At 61.5% G+C, this 17,954-nt stretch carries 19 protein-coding genes; 13 read left to right on the top strand and 6 right to left on the bottom strand.

What is annotated here, in order from left to right; genetic code table 11:
• The first annotated feature begins 127 nt into the window (after positions 1 to 127).
• The 3 genes from JF539_RS20160 (at position 128) to tsaA (ending at position 2,679) form a co-directional block, all read left to right on the top strand.
• Positions 128 to 982 (top strand): FkbM family methyltransferase, encoded by an 855-nt coding sequence (locus JF539_RS20160; RefSeq protein WP_207142542.1) that lies wholly within the window; start codon positions 128 to 130, stop codon positions 980 to 982.
• 326 nt (positions 983 to 1,308) lie between these two features.
• Positions 1,309 to 2,184 carry a helix-turn-helix transcriptional regulator gene (locus JF539_RS20155; protein WP_236042583.1) on the top strand — a complete coding sequence of 292 codons (876 nt, stop codon included), beginning with the start codon at positions 1,309 to 1,311 and terminating at the stop codon, positions 2,182 to 2,184.
• 33 nt (positions 2,185 to 2,217) lie between these two features.
• A complete protein-coding gene (gene tsaA, locus JF539_RS20150; RefSeq protein WP_207142540.1) occupies positions 2,218 to 2,679 on the top strand; it encodes a tRNA (N6-threonylcarbamoyladenosine(37)-N6)-methyltransferase TrmO in 462 nt (153 codons plus the stop codon).
• 31 nt (positions 2,680 to 2,710) lie between these two features.
• Here the strand turns inward: tsaA and JF539_RS20145 are convergent, their stop codons facing one another.
• The 3 genes from JF539_RS20145 to JF539_RS20135 all read right to left on the bottom strand — a co-directional run bounded on the left by JF539_RS20145 (position 2,711) and on the right by JF539_RS20135 (position 5,999).
• Complete coding sequence (locus JF539_RS20145; RefSeq protein WP_207142539.1) at positions 2,711 to 3,697, bottom strand: NAD(P)H-dependent flavin oxidoreductase; 987 nt, start codon at positions 3,695 to 3,697, stop codon at positions 2,711 to 2,713.
• 93 nt (positions 3,698 to 3,790) lie between these two features.
• Positions 3,791 to 4,291: a MaoC family dehydratase gene (locus JF539_RS20140; RefSeq protein WP_207142538.1), complete on the bottom strand. Its 501-nt coding sequence runs from the start codon at positions 4,289 to 4,291 to the stop codon at positions 3,791 to 3,793.
• 85 nt (positions 4,292 to 4,376) lie between these two features.
• Positions 4,377 to 5,999 carry a long-chain fatty acid--CoA ligase gene (locus JF539_RS20135; RefSeq protein WP_207142537.1) on the bottom strand — a complete coding sequence of 541 codons (1,623 nt, stop codon included), beginning with the start codon at positions 5,997 to 5,999 and terminating at the stop codon, positions 4,377 to 4,379.
• A 176-nt stretch (positions 6,000 to 6,175) separates the two neighbouring features.
• Between JF539_RS20135 and JF539_RS20130 the strand changes: the two genes are divergently transcribed.
• The gene (locus JF539_RS20130; RefSeq protein ID WP_207142535.1) at positions 6,176 to 7,123 is read left to right on the top strand and encodes a glycosyltransferase family 2 protein; all 948 of its coding nucleotides are present in this window, start codon (positions 6,176 to 6,178) and stop codon (positions 7,121 to 7,123) included.
• Complete coding sequence (locus tag JF539_RS20125) at positions 7,113 to 8,186, top strand: glycosyltransferase (protein ID WP_207142534.1); 1,074 nt, start codon at positions 7,113 to 7,115, stop codon at positions 8,184 to 8,186. Before JF539_RS20130 ends, JF539_RS20125 begins: the two co-directional genes overlap by 11 nt.
• Before the next feature lie 19 nt (positions 8,187 to 8,205).
• Here the strand turns inward: JF539_RS20125 and JF539_RS20120 are convergent, their stop codons facing one another.
• Genes JF539_RS20120 through JF539_RS20110 form a run of 3 tightly spaced genes read right to left on the bottom strand, consistent with a single transcriptional unit; the run spans position 8,206 to position 10,769 of the window.
• Positions 8,206 to 9,345 carry a glycosyltransferase family 2 protein gene (locus tag JF539_RS20120; RefSeq protein WP_207142533.1) on the bottom strand — a complete coding sequence of 380 codons (1,140 nt, stop codon included), beginning with the start codon at positions 9,343 to 9,345 and terminating at the stop codon, positions 8,206 to 8,208.
• Between the two features lie 12 nt (positions 9,346 to 9,357).
• Positions 9,358 to 10,089, bottom strand: coding sequence for a sulfotransferase family 2 domain-containing protein (locus JF539_RS20115; RefSeq protein WP_207142532.1), 732 nt, complete (start codon positions 10,087 to 10,089; stop codon positions 9,358 to 9,360).
• 41 nt (positions 10,090 to 10,130) lie between these two features.
• A complete protein-coding gene (locus JF539_RS20110; protein ID WP_207142531.1) occupies positions 10,131 to 10,769 on the bottom strand; it encodes a sulfotransferase family 2 domain-containing protein in 639 nt (212 codons plus the stop codon).
• Positions 10,770 to 11,100: 331 nt separating this feature from the next.
• Between JF539_RS20110 and JF539_RS20105 the strand changes: the two genes are divergently transcribed.
• The 8 genes from JF539_RS20105 to JF539_RS20070 all read left to right on the top strand — a co-directional run bounded on the left by JF539_RS20105 (position 11,101) and on the right by JF539_RS20070 (position 17,932).
• Positions 11,101 to 11,970 carry a glycosyltransferase family 2 protein gene (locus JF539_RS20105; protein WP_207142530.1) on the top strand — a complete coding sequence of 290 codons (870 nt, stop codon included), beginning with the start codon at positions 11,101 to 11,103 and terminating at the stop codon, positions 11,968 to 11,970.
• A 158-nt stretch (positions 11,971 to 12,128) separates the two neighbouring features.
• Positions 12,129 to 12,893 carry a glucose-1-phosphate cytidylyltransferase gene (gene rfbF, locus JF539_RS20100; protein WP_207142529.1) on the top strand — a complete coding sequence of 255 codons (765 nt, stop codon included), beginning with the start codon at positions 12,129 to 12,131 and terminating at the stop codon, positions 12,891 to 12,893.
• Positions 12,894 to 12,899: 6 nt separating this feature from the next.
• A complete protein-coding gene (gene rfbG, locus JF539_RS20095) occupies positions 12,900 to 13,946 on the top strand; it encodes a CDP-glucose 4,6-dehydratase (RefSeq protein ID WP_207142528.1) in 1,047 nt (348 codons plus the stop codon).
• On the top strand, positions 13,943 to 14,488 hold the full coding sequence (rfbC, locus tag JF539_RS20090) for a dTDP-4-dehydrorhamnose 3,5-epimerase (RefSeq protein WP_207142527.1): 546 nt from the start codon (positions 13,943 to 13,945) through the stop codon (positions 14,486 to 14,488). The genes rfbG and rfbC overlap by 4 nt, the downstream gene beginning before the upstream one ends.
• Positions 14,485 to 15,726, top strand: a complete 1,242-nt coding sequence (locus JF539_RS20085) for a class I SAM-dependent methyltransferase (RefSeq protein ID WP_207142525.1) — start codon at positions 14,485 to 14,487, stop codon at positions 15,724 to 15,726. The genes rfbC and JF539_RS20085 overlap by 4 nt, the downstream gene beginning before the upstream one ends.
• A gap of 97 nt (positions 15,727 to 15,823) precedes the next feature.
• The gene (locus tag JF539_RS20080; RefSeq protein ID WP_207142524.1) at positions 15,824 to 16,315 is read left to right on the top strand and encodes an acyltransferase; all 492 of its coding nucleotides are present in this window, start codon (positions 15,824 to 15,826) and stop codon (positions 16,313 to 16,315) included.
• Positions 16,312 to 17,148, top strand: coding sequence for an NAD-dependent epimerase/dehydratase family protein (locus JF539_RS20075; protein ID WP_207142522.1), 837 nt, complete (start codon positions 16,312 to 16,314; stop codon positions 17,146 to 17,148). Before JF539_RS20080 ends, JF539_RS20075 begins: the two co-directional genes overlap by 4 nt.
• The gene (locus tag JF539_RS20070) at positions 17,141 to 17,932 is read left to right on the top strand and encodes a cephalosporin hydroxylase family protein (RefSeq protein ID WP_207142521.1); all 792 of its coding nucleotides are present in this window, start codon (positions 17,141 to 17,143) and stop codon (positions 17,930 to 17,932) included. The genes JF539_RS20075 and JF539_RS20070 overlap by 8 nt, the downstream gene beginning before the upstream one ends.
• Positions 17,933 to 17,954: the final 22 nt, after the last annotated feature.

Raw genomic sequence — 17,954 nt, 5'->3', positions numbered from 1 at the left:
CCCACGCACCGTCAGCCCGGTTCTCCCGGTCAGATGGTAAAGCGCGCTTCGCACTTGCCATTCGGTCGGGACGACCCGAAACTTCTCAAGACCCGGCCCACAGGGCCTGCACTCCCTGGAAGAACACTTGAACCTGAAAAGAAATATTCCAGCCGGTGAAATCGTCTACGAGACCGCATCGGTCAGATGCCGGCAGTGCCCCTTCGGCATGATGAGCTTTCCGACCACCGACGTCTATGTCGGCCGGTCGCTCGACACCTATGGCGCCTATTGCCCGGCGGAGCTCGATCTGTTTCGCCAGCTTATACGGCCGGGCGACGTGGTTCTGGATGTCGGCGCCCATGTCGGCCCGTTCACCCTGGCTTTCTCCCGGTTTACGGGACCGGACGGAAAGGTGATCGCCTGGGAACCACAGAGTTTCTTGTTCCAGCTGCTTTCGGTCAACCTCGTGCTGAACGGCGTCGAAAACGTGACCGCCTATCAGGAATGTCTTTCGGACAGCAACGGTACGGTTTTCGTGCCCGAGCCACAGAAGGAGCGGCTCCAGAATTTCGGCGGTCTCTCGCTCGGGGCGAGCGACCGGCTGCGAGATTTTCCCGGGCATGACGTCGTGAAAAGGCCTCTGGACAGCCTGGGCCTCGATCGGTGCGATCTGATGAAGATCGATGTGGAAGGCATGGAACTGGAGGTGTTGCGCGGGGCTGCCGCGCTCGTTTCAACGTGCCGTCCGGCGATTCACTTCGAAAACAGCAGCAGGGACCACTCCGCTTCGCTCCTCGGGTTTGTCCTTGAACAGGACTACTCCTGCTTCTGGCACCCCTCACCGCTCTTTTCGCCTGATAACCCTTTCGGCGTGAGCGAGAACATTTTCGGCCAGGCCGGGACGATCAACGTGCTCGCCCTTCCCACCGAACGGCCGCTGGAGGTTGTGGGGCTCGAGCGGATCACGAAACCGGAGGCCTGGCCGTTCGGTCCGGAATGAGCCCGTGACCGCTTTCCGGTTTCTTTTCAAACCCAGAGGCTTCCATACGGCCCGGAAAAGACTGGCTATGTCGCCGGTGCTCCCCTCGGCGTTATCGTGAAGCGCGATCACCTTAAGGGTCTGACCCAGGTCGACGGAAGGTTCGAGATGGGGTGCCATCAGACGGGTTTCAGATCGGATCCAAAGCTGCCCGTCAGCCGTTTTACGGCTGTCGGACCAAATCGCCGGCTCCGGCCTTGCGAAGTCCGGCGCTTTTACCGCTTTCGATGGTGCCACAGTCTTTCCCGGCTGATATAAGGTCTGCGCCAACAACAACGAGAAACGCTTTGCCGGACAACGACAACCGCCCCCGTTTCCTGACCACGAAGGAAGTGGCCGAGCTGCTGCGGGTCAAGGAGCGCAAGGTTTACGATCTTGCGGCCGCCGATGAAATTCCGCACCGCCGGATCACCGGAAAGCTTCTGTTTCCGACTGACGAAATTCACGCCTGGATCGAGGGCCCCCAGGCTCAGCCCCGGAAGGCACGCCCAAGCGTCCTGGCCGGTTCCCACGATCCGCTTCTGGACTGGGCCATACGGGCATCGGGATGCGGTCTGGCAACCCTTTGCAACGGCAGCCGGGACGGGCTGGAGAAATTCCTGTCCCGCGACGCCGCCCTGGCGGGAATCCACCTGCCCGACGAGACAGGCTGGAACCTGTCGGCGGTTCGTGACCTGAAGCTCGACGATTCGGTTCTGATTGCCTGGGCGGTGCGCAAAAGAGGCCTGCTCATCTCAAAGGACGCCGTGGGCGGTATCCGCTCGATCGAGGACCTGAAGGGCAAGCGCGTCGCTCTGCGCCAACCGGGCTCCGGAACGTCGGTCCTGTTTTCCGGGCTTCTCGCCAAAACGGGCTTGAGCGAAGGCGATCTGGCCCCGGCCGGGGATCACGCTCACACGGAACACGATGCGGCCGCCGCGGTCATGACGGGAGAAGCGGACGCCGCTCTCGGGCTGGAGGCGCTCGCCGGCCAGTTCAAGCTCGCCTTCTTGCCGCTCACAGAGGAAAACTTCGATCTTCTGATCGACCGGACGTCCTATTTCACCGAACCGGTTCAACGGCTTCTGAATTTCACCCGGTCGAAGGACTTTCACGACAAGGCAGCCGCGCTCGGCGGTTACGCGCTCAACGACACGGGCGCCGTCCGCTGGCTTTCACAATAAGCGCCCAGACCTTCCCAGACACAGGAAACCTCGATGAACGACATCCGCCCGCACGAAGTCATGATCCCGCTGGCAGAGCCGGACGATGCCCGGCTTTTCTTCATCGGCCGGATCCACACCCCCTTCACCGAGCGAAAGGACTGTCCGCGTCAGGGCAGCCATGACGGGCCGGACTGCCGGATCGAGATTTTCGAACCCTGGGTTCCGGCCCTGAAAGGCATCGATGACTACGATTTTGTCGAGGTGCTTTACTGGCTCGACAAGGCGCGGCGCGATCTGGTTGTCCAGAATCCAAACCATACGGACAAGCCTTATGGCACCTTCGCGCTGCGCTCGCCGGTACGGCCCAATCCGATCGGAACCTCCAGGGTAAAACTTGTTTCCGCCATCGGACCGAACCTGATTGTGCGCGGCCTCGATTGCCTGGACGGCACACCGCTCGTCGACCTGAAGCCGGACCGCTGCGAGTTCACGCCCAAGGCGCCGCCCAAATAGGCGCCCACGGACAGTTTCCCGCCGCCGCCCTTCAGCAAATCTCGTCGCGTATTCGCTGCAATGCCGCCTGGTATTCGGCCTCCAGCCGTCCGACAACCTCCGCCGCCGGACCGACGGATCTGACCGCTCCGATGCCCTGACCGGCACCCCAGATATCACGCCAGGCCTTCGGCAGACCGCTTTCGTCCGGCAACACGGACGCTCCCCAGGTTCCGGGCAGATTGTCCGGATCGAGACCCGCCTTTCGAATGGAATTCTTCAGATAGTTGGCCGGGTGTCCCGTGAAAAGCGCGGAGGTCATGACATCCTCTGCGCTTCCCGCCACCATCATGTCCTTGTAGACCGGATCGGCGTTGGCCTCATCCGTCGCCACAAAGGGCGAGCCGATGTACCCGAAGTCGGCTCCCAGAACCCTGGCGGCCAGCAGGGCCTCACCGGTTGAAATCGCGCCCGCCAGCAGAAGCGGCCCGTCGAACCACTCCCGGATTTCCCTCACCAGCGCGAAAGGCGACTGGGGTCCGCCATGGCCGCCCGCCCCGGCGGCGACCGCAATCAGACCGTCCGCCCCCTTTTCCACCGCCTTTCGGGCATAGGTGTTGTTGATGACGTCGTGCAGGGCAATGCCGCCGCAGGAGTGGGCCGCCTCGTTGACGTCGACCCGCGCACCCATGGAGGTGATCCAGACCGGCACCTTCCAGCGGGCGCAGATCTCCACATCCCGCTCCAGACGATCGTTGGAGCGATGAACGATCTGGTTGACCGCAAAAGGGGCGGCCGGACGGTCCGGGTTTTCCTGATTGTGCCGGTCGAGCGCTTCGGTAATCGTCTTCAGCCAGACCTCCAGGAGAACCGGTTCACCCGGCTCGTCCCGGGCATTCAGCGCCGGAAAGCTGCCGATAATGCCTGCCTTGCACTGGGCGATCACAAGTTCCGGGCAGGACACGATGAAGAGCGGCGCCGCCACGGCGGGCAACCTCAGGTTCTGCAATACATGGGGGAGTGTTCTTGCCTTCAGCATGTTTCCCGCGCCTCTGGGGTCTGTGGAGAATTCGGTTTCGGCGGTCGCGCGTGTCGAAGAGATTTGTGGAAAGTCGCTCACCACGGGCAAGCCCTAATTCTCCACAGACCCCAGATCCTCCGCAAGATAAAACCGGTTCAGCCAGTCCGCCACGAGTGCCGGACGCCTGGCCCCTTCGACCTCGACCGTCGCGCGCCATGTGACATCCACCTCGGTGGCCTTCGGCAGGTTCAGCACCGACAATACAAACCGTCCGCGAACCCTGGCACCCGCCCGGACCGGCGACAGAAACCTGACGCGGTCGAACCCGTAATTGATGGCGAACGTTGAACCTTCAATCCTCGGCTGCGCCTCCTGCCCCATGACCGAGAGCATCGAAAGCGTCAGGAACCCGTGCGCTATCGTTCCGCCGAACGCGGTGTCCCCCGCCAGCACAGGATCGACATGAATGAACTGATGGTCTCCCGTGACATCCGCAAAGGCATCGATCGCGGACTGATCGAGCGTATGCCAGGACGACACGCCGACTTCCAGGCCGACAAGCTTCTTCAGCCCCTCGATCGAGAGAGAGGAATAGTCGACATCCGCGGTCACGCATGCGTCTCCTGAATCAGGTCCTTCGTTCCTGACACACTCGGCTGGAACCGACTGTACCGCAAGTCCGAAAACCTCTCCGGGATCATACGTTTCCCGCCGGAAACCGTTGCCTGAGCGTTAATTTGGACACCTTGCCCGTTGCCGTCAGCGGCAGTGCGTCGACAAAAACGACGTCGTCCGGCAATTGCCATTTGGCGACCCGTTCGGCCAAGAGCCCCAGCAGCTCTTCCTTCTGCGGTTGCGCATCCTCCCGTGCTTCGACGATCAGAAGCGGCCGCTCGTCCCATTTGGGATCGGGCACGGCGATGACGGCGCAATTGGCGACGCCCGGATGGGACATGACGATGTTTTCCAGATCGAGCGAGGAGATCCATTCGCCGCCGGACTTGATCAGATCCTTGGAACGGTCGGTGATGAACAGAAAGCCGTCCCGGTCGATCATGGCCACGTCGCCGGTGCGGAACCAGCCCTCGGCGTCGAAGACGTTGCACGAGGCTTCGGGGTCCTCGTAATAGGCCGTGGTAACGGTGTTGCCGCGCACATAAAGATGACCCGGCGTCTTGCCGTCATGGGGCTGCGGCATGCCCATGTCGTCGACGATTTTCATCTCGACCCCGAAAACCCTGCGCCCCTGGGACTGTTTGCGGTCGACCCGCTCGTTGAAGGGCAGGTCCGTCATGGCTTGCGGCAGATTGCACTGGGTCCCGAGCGGGCTCATCTCCGTCATGCCCCAGGCATGACAGACGTTGACGCCCCTTTCCTCAAAGGCCTCGATCAGGGACCGGGTCGCTGCCGACCCGCCGACGACGAGATCGCCGAAACCTTGCGGCAGGCGGCCGCGCTGCCTTATCTCGTTCATGAGGCCGAGCCAGACGGTGGGGACACCCCAGGCCGAGAAGACCTTTTCCCGGTCCATCAGGTCGAACAGGCTCTTGCCGTCGAGCGCGCCACCGGGAAAAATCAGGCTCGCGCCCGACAAAGGCGCACTGTAAGGCAGGCCCCAGGCGTTGACGTGAAACAGGGGCACCACGGGGAGAATGCGGTTTCCCTCGCGCAGGCTCCCCGGCAGGGTAACGCAGGAACTGAGGGCATGCAGCACGGTGGAGCGGTGCGAATAGAGCGTGCCCTTGGGGTTGCCGGTCGTGCCGGAGGTGTAACAAAGCCCGGCGGCCTGATCCTCCGGAAAATCCGGCCAGTCGAAGTCCTCCGGCTGACCCGCCAGGATGTCCTCGTAGCACAGGACGTCCTCAAGCTCCGCATCCGGCATATGCGCCCGGTCGGTCATGACGACGATCCTGAGGTCTTCCGGCCATTGGCCTCGCAGTTTTTCGACAATCGGAACGAAGGTCGTGTCGACGAACAGAAGCCGGTCCCTGGCATGGTTGACGATATAGGTCATCTGCTCCGCCGACAGCCGCGGATTGATGGTATGGCAGACGGCGCCGCTGCCGGAGATGGCGTAGTAGAGTTCGAAATGGCGGTAGCCGTTCCAGGCAAGCGTCGCGATCCGGTCACCCTCGCCGACGCCAAGACCCTTGAGGCCGTGCGCAAGCTGCGCGATTCTCCTGTAGGTATCCCGATAGGTCGTCCGATGGACATCGCCTTCCGTCCGCACGGACACGATTTCGCTTGCAGGATAGGTTTCCGCTCCAAATGCGATCAGATCCGCAATTTTGAGCGGACGGTGCATCATCATGCCCTTCATGTGTTCCTCCCAAAACACGGCCGCAATTTTCGCGGTCCTTTCAAAGGGGTGAACGGAGACCGTAGCGCGGCAGCACCCACCGGGAAAGGCCAAACTCGGCAAAACCCTTTGACAGCGCACCGCTCTTGCGCCAAACCCTGCTGCGATCGGGCAAAGACCCAAACCGAGAGTTCCGTATGACCCAAAAACTGGTCATTGCCGTTTGCACGGCGCAACGGCCGAACATGCTGAAGGCCTGCCTGCGAAGCCTCGACAAGCTGATCCGTCCGCAAGGGACCGAGCTGGCGGTTGTCGTCGTCGAAAACGATCCGAAACCCTTTTTCACCGCGGAAGAGGCGGATCGTCTGAAGGCAGAGCTTTCCCTGCCGGTCTTCTTCCATCACGAACCGCGCAAGGGTATTCCCTTCGCCCGCAATACGGCGCTGGAAGCGGCCCTGGAACAGGACCCGGACTGGGTCGCCCTGATCGATGACGACGAGCGCGCCGAACCGGACTGGATCGAGAAGCTCCTTGCCGCCTGTGTTGAACACGATGCGGAGGTCGCAAACGGTCCGGTGCGGCGGATCTACGAAAAACCGGCGCCGCACTGGTGGAAATCGCAGCTTTTGAAGCCGCGGCCGACCGGCACGATCATCACCGAGGCGCCGACCAACAATGTGCTGATCGGGGCCCGGATCCTGCGCAAGGACGGGCTCGGCCTGCGTTTCGACGAGCGTCTGACCTTCGGCAGCGAGGACATCGACTTCTTCCGACGCACCCATGCCGCCGGCGCGAAGATGATCTGGGTCGACGAAGCCTTCGTCGAGGAGGATATTCCGGCGTCCAGGGTCGAGCCGCGCAGGCTCATGAGCCGCATGCACATGGCTGCGACGTCGGGCGCCTACAACATCGTACTGCGCGAGGGGCGCGGCAGGGCCGCCCTCCACTTCATTCCCAAATGCACAAGGCGGATGTTTTTCGGCGCGGTGGCGACGATTGTCGGCTTTCTCCTGAAACCCTTCGCCAGAGCGCGTGGCGAGAAGCTCTATTATTACGGTCTGATCCGGCTGATGAAGGGCTCCGGAAACCTGCGCGGCCTGCTCGGACGCACACACAGCTACTACGATGTGATCGATGGCAACTGACCGCTCGGTACAGCTTCAGAAGCTCGCGCATATCCATCTCGGCGTCGATGGCGGCGCGGAGCGCTTCTTCGTGCGGCTTTCGCGGGCGCTCGCCAAGCGCGGGGTCGAACAGATCGCCTTCATCCGCCCGGACAGGTCCTGGCGCGACGAACTGGCCGCTCATTGCGACGTGCGTGAACTGAAATTCAGCCGCTCCCACTTCAAGCGTCATTTCATCCGCTGGGGCATCTCCCGCGAAATCCGCGCCTTCGGTGCGACATCGACGCTGGGCTGGATGAGCCCGGCCAGCAAGTGGCTGCCGAAACCGGGGCGCGAGATGCGGACCTTCCTGCGCCTCGGCGACTTTCCCGACGGGTTCCACACCTATGGCAACGTGGAAGACCTGATCGGCAACACGCCGGAGATCATCCGTCAGGCCATCGAAATGGGCTGGCCGGAAGAGCGCGCCCACATGATCAGCAATTTCGTCGATCCGCTTCCGGAAGACCTCGCTCCTGTCAGCCGGGCCGATTACGATACGCCGGAGGATGCAACGGTTCTGATCGCGCTCGGCCGTTTCGTCGACCGCAAGCGCTTCGACCTGATCGTGAAGGCCCTGGCGAAACTGCCTGGGACCGTGCACGCCTGGCTGATCGGCGACGGCGAGCTGCTGGACGATATGAAGACCCTGGCAGACAACCTCGGCGTCGCGTCCCGCGCCCACTTCCTCGGCTGGCAGCGCGATCCCACGCCGTTTCTGAAAGCCGCCGACATCCTCGTCTGCCCTTCGGACGACGAACCGCTCGGCAATGTCGTCCTGGAAGGCTGGAACGCCGGTCTTCCTGTCGTGGCGACGGCGTCGCAAGGGCCGAGCTGGCTGGTTGACCACGGCAAGACCGGCCTGCTGTCGCCCTGCGGAGAAGAAGAGAAGCTGTCGGCTTCGATAGAGAGCCTGCTTTCGTCCCAGGACCTCAGGCAGGCGCTGGTTCACGGCGGCGGCGCGTATCTTGCGGAGCATTACTCGGAAGACGGGGTCGTAAGGGCCTACGACAAGCTGCTCACAACAGGCGCGTCACAGCGCTGACGCTTCGGATCCGGTCTCGTCAGGACGCCGGAGACGCCTCGCGCCAGCGCCTGAGCGCTTCGGTTTCTCGCATCAGCCCGCAGTCAATCAGCGACCGGGGCCCGGTAAAGCGGACGCTGCCCGGATAGCGCAGCCCCTCCTGCATCAACCTGTCCATCTGCGAATCGTAATCGACGTAATGCCCGGCATTGTCGGTATGCTGCTTGCGCGAAATGGCTTCCGCGACCTTGCTCCTGAAATCGTCGAGATATTTGAAATGCAGCAGCGCGCCCCAATCGGGGGCGACGGCGATGTCCCTGTCGATGCCGTGCACGCCGCCGGAGAACTTCAGGCCGGCGTCCCATTTCAGGAGCGGGATCTTGCTCTGAACGGCCGCCGGGCTCGGCAGCGCGCTCTTGACCAGTTTGAACAGCAGATGATCCAGCTTGCGGCCCAAGTCCGACCGGCGGGCGTTTGCGCGGAGATTGAAGATCGTGGAAAGCAGCAGCCGGTCGAGCGCGTTTTTCGGGCGTTTCGCATTCTGATGGAACAGGCGTTCTCGGGTACCGCCGAAGACATGCCGGGGCGGTGTCCTGTAGCGTTTGCCATGCGACCCCTTCAGAGGATTGTAGCGGTAGCCGTCACCGTCAAAAAACGGACAGACCTCCGCAAAGCTCTGGCCAGACTCATAGGCGAGATCCTTCAGAGGGCCTTCCGGGTACATGTCCACCATGGGAGTGAACAAGGCCTGAAAGCCGTCCCGGTCCAGATACTCAGCAAGCCCGTCGATCGAAAGCTCCGGCCACCCCGGATAGACGAGAAGCTCGTCCACATCGGGAAAGATCACCCAGCGGCCTTCCAGATACCGGTCGCAGATCAGTTGCCGCCAGACCGACTTGTAATCCCGGTAAGGCTTTTCCGTCCGGATGACCGAGATATCCGGTTGACCGGCCAGAAGCGCGCCCGTGCCATCGTTGGAGGCGTTGTCGACAACGATGAAATGGCGGATGCCCAGCACCCGGTAGTGCTCAAGAAAATAGGGAAACCGGAGCGCTTCGTTGTAAGCCAGCACGACCGCGACGACGCCGTCGCCTGGAACAGTCAGGCCGTCGGCGGCTGGCGTACCGAAAGCGTCAAACAGCGCGTCTTTAAGGTCTTTGTCCGGCAACTCGATCTTCATCCGGTCGGTCGTTCAAGAAAAAACCGCGTTTCGCGTGGCACTGGTATCGAAATCAAATCCAAAGGTCTCGATGTCCCTGGCGTACCAGTCGGCGACGATCTGGGTGGTCTTCGGATCGTAGATCTCACGGTAATCGAACCTGGGCCCCTTGGTCACGTTTCTCGGGACCAGGTTCTCGGACAAGTCAAAATACCTTTTGACCTCTTCACTCAGGTGCTCCTGGCGCAGAACGTCGACGGCGAGTTGCCGGTTTTCGTCCACCAGATAATCGATCTGCGGATACCAGCCCCGAACCGCCCGGTGCCAGAAGAACGGCTTGTCGGCCCAGACGAACCGCTCCTCGAGGAATTCCTCGAAATTCTCCGTCTTGTGCGCGTCGGCGGTCGTGAGACCTCGCGTCTGAATGGCGAACAGGTAGCGCGAGACGACCCGCGACCAGGGGTTTCTCACGACAGCGAAGGCTGTGCTGCTCAGCCGCACGTATTTGTTGACGTCGATCAGCCTGGCATGTTCGAAATTCGGCAGTCCGCGATAGGTCTCCAGCGACTTCCTGAAGTCCTCGACATAGGCCTTGCTGACCAGCCTTCGCTCTATCGGGGTGATTATCTTGCCGCGAAGCTGTTCCGCGCCCTTGATCGCCGTCCCGGCATTCTTGGGAATGTGAATGAAGAGGTAGCGCTTGGGCCTGAGCCTGAATTTGACCGCCAGATAGCCCAGCCGGTTTTTGGTCTCACCTGATATCATCTGCGTCTCTTATCGTTATTGCTTGAATTCCCGGCGGACCGTCAACGTTCGGAATACAGAGTGTTCTTCTGCGCAGGTTTATCGAAATCGAACCCGAACGTCTCAATGTCTTTCTTATACCAATCCCCCACGATTTGTATGGATTTCGCGTCATAGAGATCCTGGTACCCGGAACCGATTTTCGCGGAGACGTTCTTCCGCGGGACTTCGGTCCTGATATCGAAGTAAGTCCTGGCCTCCTCGGCGAGGTATTCCTGGCGGAGAATGGTGCAGGCGACCTTACCCGTTTCGTCGGTCACGTACTCGGCCTGCGGATACCATCCCATGATGGGGCGGTGCCAGAGATAATCCTGATGCCCCCACTTGTGCCTTTCGTCCAGAAATGCCTCGAAACCGGCCTTTCCAGAAAGCTGTTCCCCATGCACGGCGCTTCTTGTCTGGACCGCGAACTTGAACCGCGACACCACCCGCGCCCAGGGGTTTCGCACCACGGCAAACGGTATCGTGCCCTTGCGTGCGCTCTTGTCCACGTCGATCAGTCTTGCATGCGCGTAGGCCGGTTTGTGGCCGAGCCGTTCCATGGAAGCCTTCAGGTTTTCGGCGTAGTCGCTGCTCACGAGGCGCCGCCTGGACACGATGATCATGCGCGGCTGAAGCTCTTCGATCGAGCGGATCGCCATCCCGGCATTCTTGGGAATATGGATAAAAAGGTATTTTTTGGGTACGAGTCCTGCCATAGAGGGGGCGAACTTGAAAAAATTCCTCAGCTGAAAAAAATCCATGCGCGTTTTCTGATAACAGGAGTTTTTGGCGATCCAGAGGGCTGGGACGACAGACCTCAAGCCTCGGGATGTTCATGGGCCGATGCATTAGCCCATGTCGGCGAAGCTGTCCAACGGGGCTGGCGGGTATGTTGAAGCGGTACGCGACCGGCATCGGTTGGCGGCTTTTGTTTCATCGGCTTCCAGACCTGAAAATGCGCGAAGACCGGAAATCGAACAGGTAAATCAGGTGAGCACTCCCAAAGTCTTGGTTTTATTTCCGATCTACAACGGCGAGCGAACGATGCGGGAAAGCCTCGATTGCATCGCCAATCAGGATTTCACCGACTTCAGAGCGATCATCGTCGACAACAAGTCGATCGACGGAACCGCCGAAATCGCGCGCGCCTATTGCGAAAAAGACCCGCGCTTCGAGGTGCTGACCCAGGAAAAGCATCTCTCGGCGGTGGAGAATTTCGTTTTCTGCATGAAGTACGGCCGGGATCACGCGGACTATTTCTGCCTGCGCGCCTGTGACGACTTTTCCAGCCTGAATTTCCTGTCCGGCCTGGTCAAGGCACTCAACGACAATCCGGAAAAGCTGCTGGCGGCACCGACCGTCAGGCGGGTCAAGGGCGACGAAGAGCGCGTGATGCGCCCGGACCCCATCATCTTCGGCTACGGGAAGTCACTTGCGGATGGCGTCGTTCCGCGCAGCCTCGCCTACCCGTCGGACTGGTGCTACGGGCTCTACCGGTCGAAAGGCGGCGCCGAGATCATGATCCGCCGCTGGAGCGAATATCCGCATGCCTGGTGTGTCGCATCCTATGTGGTTGCAGAGTTTGTCATGCGGGATCTGGCGGTCTGGGTCGAGGACGCGGAGTTCATCTTCACGGAAGGGTCCGGCTCGTTCGAGAAATATGGCGCCAAGACCTTTCTGGGCAAGTTCCGGCAACGGCTCAATTACACCTATGGCTGCTACAAGGTGGTGAACAAGCTGCCGCAGGTCTCCTTCGGCACCCGTGTCAGATTGTTCCGCCGCCTGTGGCGCGACAGCCGGGTCAAGACCCGCTACGATCTTGAAGACCACCTGCTGCGGAGCCTCCGCCTGCGAAAATAGGCCGAAACCTGTTTGCAGCCCGTGCAGCCTTTGCTAGATAGACGCCGAAACAACAAGGTGTGACGAAAAGGGTCCCTGGCGACTCCGGCAGCACAGCAGCCCGATCATTCCCGGCCTCTGCGGAAGGTTCGCGTCGACCGGTTAGTTCATGGTGTGAAATGAAAGCAGTAATCCTTGCTGGCGGTTTGGGGACTCGTATAAGCGAAGAATCCCACCTGAAGCCCAAGCCGATGATCGAGATCGGCGGCCGGCCGATCCTCTGGCACATCATGAAGATCTATGCGGCGAACGGCATTACCGAATTCGTCGTCTGCTGCGGCTACAAGGGTTATGTGATCAAGGAATATTTCGCCAACTACTTCCTGCACATGTCGGACGTCACCTTCCACATGGACGAAAACCGCATGGAAGTGCACCGCCAGCAGGCGGAGCCGTGGAAAGTCACGCTGGTCGACACCGGCGAAACGACCATGACCGGCGGGCGCATCAAGCGGGTCGCGGACTATATCGACGGGACGTTCTGCCTGACTTACGGCGACGGCGTCGCGGACGTTCAAGTCGAAAAACTGGTCGCCCAGCACAAGGCCAGCGGGCTTGAGGCGACCGTCACCGCCATTCAACCGCCCGGCCGCTACGGCGCACTCGACATTTCCGAAGGCCGCGTGACCAGTTTCCTCGAAAAACCGCAAGGCGACGGCCAGTGGATCAACGGCGGTTATTTCGTCTGCGAGCCGTCCGTCCTGTCGCGCATCGACGGCGACGAGATGCCCTGGGAAGCCGATCCGCTGGAAAGTCTCGCCCGGGACGGGCAACTAGGCGTCTACCGCCACGCGGGCTTCTGGGCCGCGATGGACACGCTCCGGGACAAGAACCAGCTCGAGAAGCTTTGGCAAACCGGCAACGCGCCCTGGAAGATCTGGTAGGGTTCAATGGGTTTCTGGCAGGGCAAAAAGGTCCTCGTGACCGGTCATACAGGCTTCAAGGGAGCCTGGCTCAGTGAATTGCTGCTCGGACGTGGAGCAGACGTCCACGGCATCGCGTTGCCACCGGAAGACGACGCCAGCCTTTACGGCCAGTTGAAGCTGGATACCCGGATGTCCGGAACCTTTCATGACATCCGCGACGCGGCCGGAGTGCTGCGGGAAGTTGCCACGTTCAAGCCGGACATCGTCCTTCATCTCGCCGCCCAGGCGCTGGTTCGCCGCTCCTACAAGGATCCTGTCGGAAACTGGGCGACCAACGTCATGGGAACCGTTCACCTTCTCGATGCGCTTCACCGGCTGGAGCGGCCGGTCACGGCCATCGTCGTGACCACCGACAAGGTCTACGAGAACAACGAATGGGCCTATGCCTACCGGGAAACCGATCCCCTCGGCGGCTACGATCCCTACTCCGCCTCGAAGGCCGCCACGGAACTCGTCTCCGCAAGCTGGCGGCGGTCCTTCGGCGAAAACGGCCTGAAAATAGCCACGGCGCGCGCGGGCAATGTCATTGGTGGCGGCGACTGGGCGGAAGACCGGCTGGTGCCGGATATCATCCGGGCGCTGAGGGACGGCAAACCGATCAAGATCCGCAATCCGGCCTCCATCCGACCCTGGCAGCACGTGCTCGATCCCCTGAACGGCTACCTGACACTGGCCGAACGGCTGCATGGCGCGGAAGACGGAAGTTTCCAGTCCGGATACAATTTCGGTCCGGAACCGGCCGATATCTTTTCCGTCCGCAAGCTCGCCGAAACCATCCTGAACCACTGGCCGGGCGAATGGATCGACGCCTCGGACCCGCAGGCGGTCCACGAGGCCGGGCGCCTGTCGCTGTCGATCGACAAGGCACGCTGCGAACTGGACTGGGCCCCCGTCTGGAGGTTCGACGACGCGATCCGGCAGACCGTCGACTGGTACCGCTCGGTCGCGGACGGCGCCGACCCGCTTGAAATCACCCGCGCCCAGATCGCCGCCTTCGAGGCAGCCGGATGAGGTTCACGCCGCTTCCTCTTGCGGGCGCCTACCGCATCGACCTGGAGCGCCGGGGCGACAGCCGTGGGTTTTTCGCGCGCCTGTTCTGCCGGGAGGAGTTCCGGCAGCACGGCCTGAACGAGATCTGGTCCCAGTGCAACGTGTCCTACAGCGCGGACCAGGGAACGCTGCGCGGCATGCATTTTCAAAAGCCTCCGAAAGCGGACGCCAAGCTGGTGAAATGCATGCACGGCGCGGTCTTCGACGTGATCGTCGACCTGCGCATGGGGTCGACGACCTTCGGACAATGGTCGTCTGTGACACTCACCGCCGAGGGCGGCGAGATGATCTACATTCCCACCGGCTTCGCCCACGGCTTCCAGACGCTTACTCCGGACGCGGAGCTGTTGTATTTCCATTCCGAGAGCTACAGCCCGGAGCACGAAGGCGGGTTGCATCACAAGGATGCTGATGTCGCCATCGCCTGGCCACTGGACATCGGCACCATTTCCGAACGCGACAAGAACCTGCCGCCCCTCACGAAGGTGGACCCGATTTCATGAACCAGACCTGCCGCCATTGCGGAAGCACCCTCACCCGGCAGTTTCTCGACCTGGGCTACGCGCCGCCGTCGAACGCCTATCTGACAGCGGACGCCCTCTTCGCGCCGGAGCTCACCTATCCCTTGAGGCTGATGGTCTGCGACAGTTGCCTTCTGGTGCAGACGCAGGATTACGCCGACGCCGGGAACCTGTTCGACGCGGATTATGCCTATTTCTCCTCGACCTCGAAAAGCTGGCTGGCGCATGCGGCCCGCTATTGCGATGACATGACCGACAGGCTTGGCCTGAACAAGGACAGCTTCGTGGTGGAAGTCGCCGCCAACGACGGTTACCTGCTCAGGAACTTCGTTGCCGCCGGCATCCCCTGCCTCGGTATCGAGCCGACCGCCTCGACGGCCGCGGCCGCGGAAGCGCTCGACGTACCGGTGCTGCGCAAGTTTTTCGGCGAAGCCCTGGCGGAGGAGCTCGCCACGTCCGGAAGCGCCGCCGACCTGATCATCGGCAACAACGTCTATGCCCATGTCCCGGACATCAACGACTTCACGCGCGGGCTCGCCCGCATGCTGAAGCCGGAAGGCGTGGTCACGCTCGAGTTTCCCCATTTGATGCGCCTTGTCGAATTCTGCCAGTTCGACACCGTCTACCACGAGCATTACTCCTATCTGTCGCTCGGCACGGTCGCCCGCATCTTCGCGGCCGCCGGCCTCCGGGTCTTCGACGTCCAGGAACTCCCCACGCATGGCGGCAGCCTGCGCGTGTTCGGCTGCCTGAAGGAGAGTGACCACAAGGAAACAGGTTCCGTCGGCGATCTGCTCGCGGAGGAAAACCGGCGCGGCATGGAAACGCCTGAGTTCTACGAAGCGTTTCAGCCGCGTGCCGAACGGGTAAAAAACAACTTCCTTGCTTTCCTGCTGGAAGCCAAAAGGGACGGGAAGTCGGTTGCCGGCTACGGCGCCGCCGCCAAGGGCAACACGCTTTTGAACTTCGCCGGCGTCAAGCCGGACCTCCTGCCCTTCGTCTGTGACGCCGCTGCGGCGAAACAGGGTAAATTCATGCCCGGCAGCCACATTCCCATTCTGCCGCCATCGGCTCTTCAGGACCGTAGGCCGGACTACCTGATCATTCTGCCCTGGAACATCGCTGACGAGGTCCGAAAGCAGAACAACGACCTGGCTGCGCGGGGCACGAAGTTCGTGACATTCGTTCCCGAAACCCGGATTCTGGAAGGGTCTGCCTGACGGGCTGGTTTTCCGGGAGGCTTGCTTCTAAAAGGGATCTGCCTCCGGCATCCGGCCGCGGTACCAACGTTTGAAAAACTGGCTGGCACGAACGTCCATGACCCTCGAGATCGATCCAACGGCGCGCATTTCAAACCTGGCCGATATCGAAGACAGCGTACGCGGCACCGTGATCCGCATCGGCGCCCGCTCCGTGATCGACAGCTTCGTCAAGATCAAGCCGGCGGGCGGCTCGGGCGATGTCGAGATCGGTGAAAACGTTACCCTCAATTCCGGTTGCGTGATCTACACCGGACATGGTCTTAAGATCGGCAACAACGTCGCGATCGCCGCCAACTGCACCTTCGCTCCGGTCAATCATGCCTTCGCGGACCGCACCCGGCCGATCGTCGAACAGGGCTTTCAGCCGAGCCGGGGCGGCATCACTATCGGCAACGACGTCTGGATCGGGGCCAATTGCGTCTTTCTCGACGGTGCCGTGGTCAACACCGGTTGCGTCATCGGCGCCGGTACCGTCGTCAAGGGAACCATACCCGCCTACACGATTGTCGCCGGGAACCCGATGCGGACGATCGGAACCAGACCATGAAGGCGACGGTTCTTGGCTCAAGCGGTTTCATCGGCCGCGCCGTCACCCGCCATCTGCGCACCAGCGGTTACGAGGTCGCCACACCGGGACGGCAGGACCTGGCAACGCTCTCCGGCAACCTGGGCCATGTGTTCTATTGCATCGGATTGACCGGCAACTTCCGGAAGATGCCGCTTGCCACGGTGGATGCTCACGCGGGCCTGCTGGCGAAGCTGCTCGAAACGGCTGTCTTCGACTCGTTTCTCTATTTCTCAAGCACCCGGATCTATGCACAGGCCACAGGCGTTGGAGAGACCGGCGAAGACGCCTTCCTGAAGGTGCGCCCTTCCGCCGATACGACCTACGATCTTTCCAAGATGCTCGGCGAGGCGCTCTGCCTGGCCTTGCCGTCTCCCACCGCACGGGTGGCGCGCCTGTCGAATGTCTACGGTCCGGGCCAGAGCCAAAACACGTTTCTCGGGTCTCTGCTCACGGACATCGCGTCGCAACGTCGCGCCGAAATTCAGGAAGCCGCGAGCTCCTCGAAAGACTATATTTCCGTTGATGACGTTGCGGTTCTTTCCGAAAGGATTGCCCGGGAGGGACGCAGCCGGATTTACAACCTCGCCAGCGGCCGGCCGACCAGCCATGACGAGATTGCCGGCGTTCTGAGCAACGAGGGGTTTTCCTGCGCCTTCGCTCCGGGCGGCGTTCGCAGGGCCTTTCCGGAAATTGACATATCGCGCATACGGTCCGAATTCGGTTTCTCACCGCGAAACCTGCTAGAAGACCTGCCTTCGCTGCTGCATGCCGCGCGCAAAAACTCGAGCCAATCAGGAGCTGAACATGGATAACAATAACGACCCGATCAGAGAGTTCGAGACCGAGCGGGAGAACCGGATCGCCGGGTACGGGAAACTCGACGCCTGGAAAGGCCTCTCGACAGACTGGATGCAATCGGCCTTCGCCGAGAAATACATGTACAATTTCGCCTGGGGTGGCCGGCCGATCATCCAGCTGCCTTCCGACATGGTTGCCTTTCAGGAGGTCGTCTGGGCGGCCAAGCCTGACCTGATCATCGAAACCGGCATTGCCCATGGCGGCTCCCTGATCCTGAGCGCCTCATTGCTTGCCATGCTCGACTATTGCGACGCGGTGGCAACCGGCGGCGTGGTCGATCCGAAAACCGCGAAGCGGCGCGTGCTCGGGATCGACATCGACATCCGGGCGCACAACAAGGCGGCAATCGAGGCGCATCCGCTGTCATCCAAAATCGATATGTTCGAAGGATCCTCGATCGAGCAGCCGATGATCGAGCGCGTGCACGACTACGCGAAGGACTATGAGCGCGTGCTCGTCTGCCTGGACAGCAATCACACCCATGATCACGTCCTCGCCGAGTTGAACGCCTATGCGGACCTCGCAACCAAAGACAGCTATTGCCTCGTTTTCGATACGGTGATCGAAGATCTGCCGGCGGACACGTTCCCCGACCGGCCCTGGGCGCCGGGCAACAATGCCAAGACCGCCGTGCATGAGTTCCTGAAGTCCCATCCGGAGTTCGCGATCGATCAGGAAATCAACCAGAAACTTCTGATCTCCGCCGCTCCCGACGGCTGGCTGAAACGGATCGGTTAGGGGCTGATTGCGCACGAGGCGG

The sequence above is a fragment of the Roseibium aggregatum genome, assembly GCF_017309185.1.
Classification (GTDB): domain Bacteria; phylum Pseudomonadota; class Alphaproteobacteria; order Rhizobiales; family Stappiaceae; genus Roseibium; species Roseibium aggregatum_B.
The sequence above is the reverse complement of the archived record's forward strand: the minus strand, read 5'-3'. Positions and strand labels throughout refer to the sequence as shown.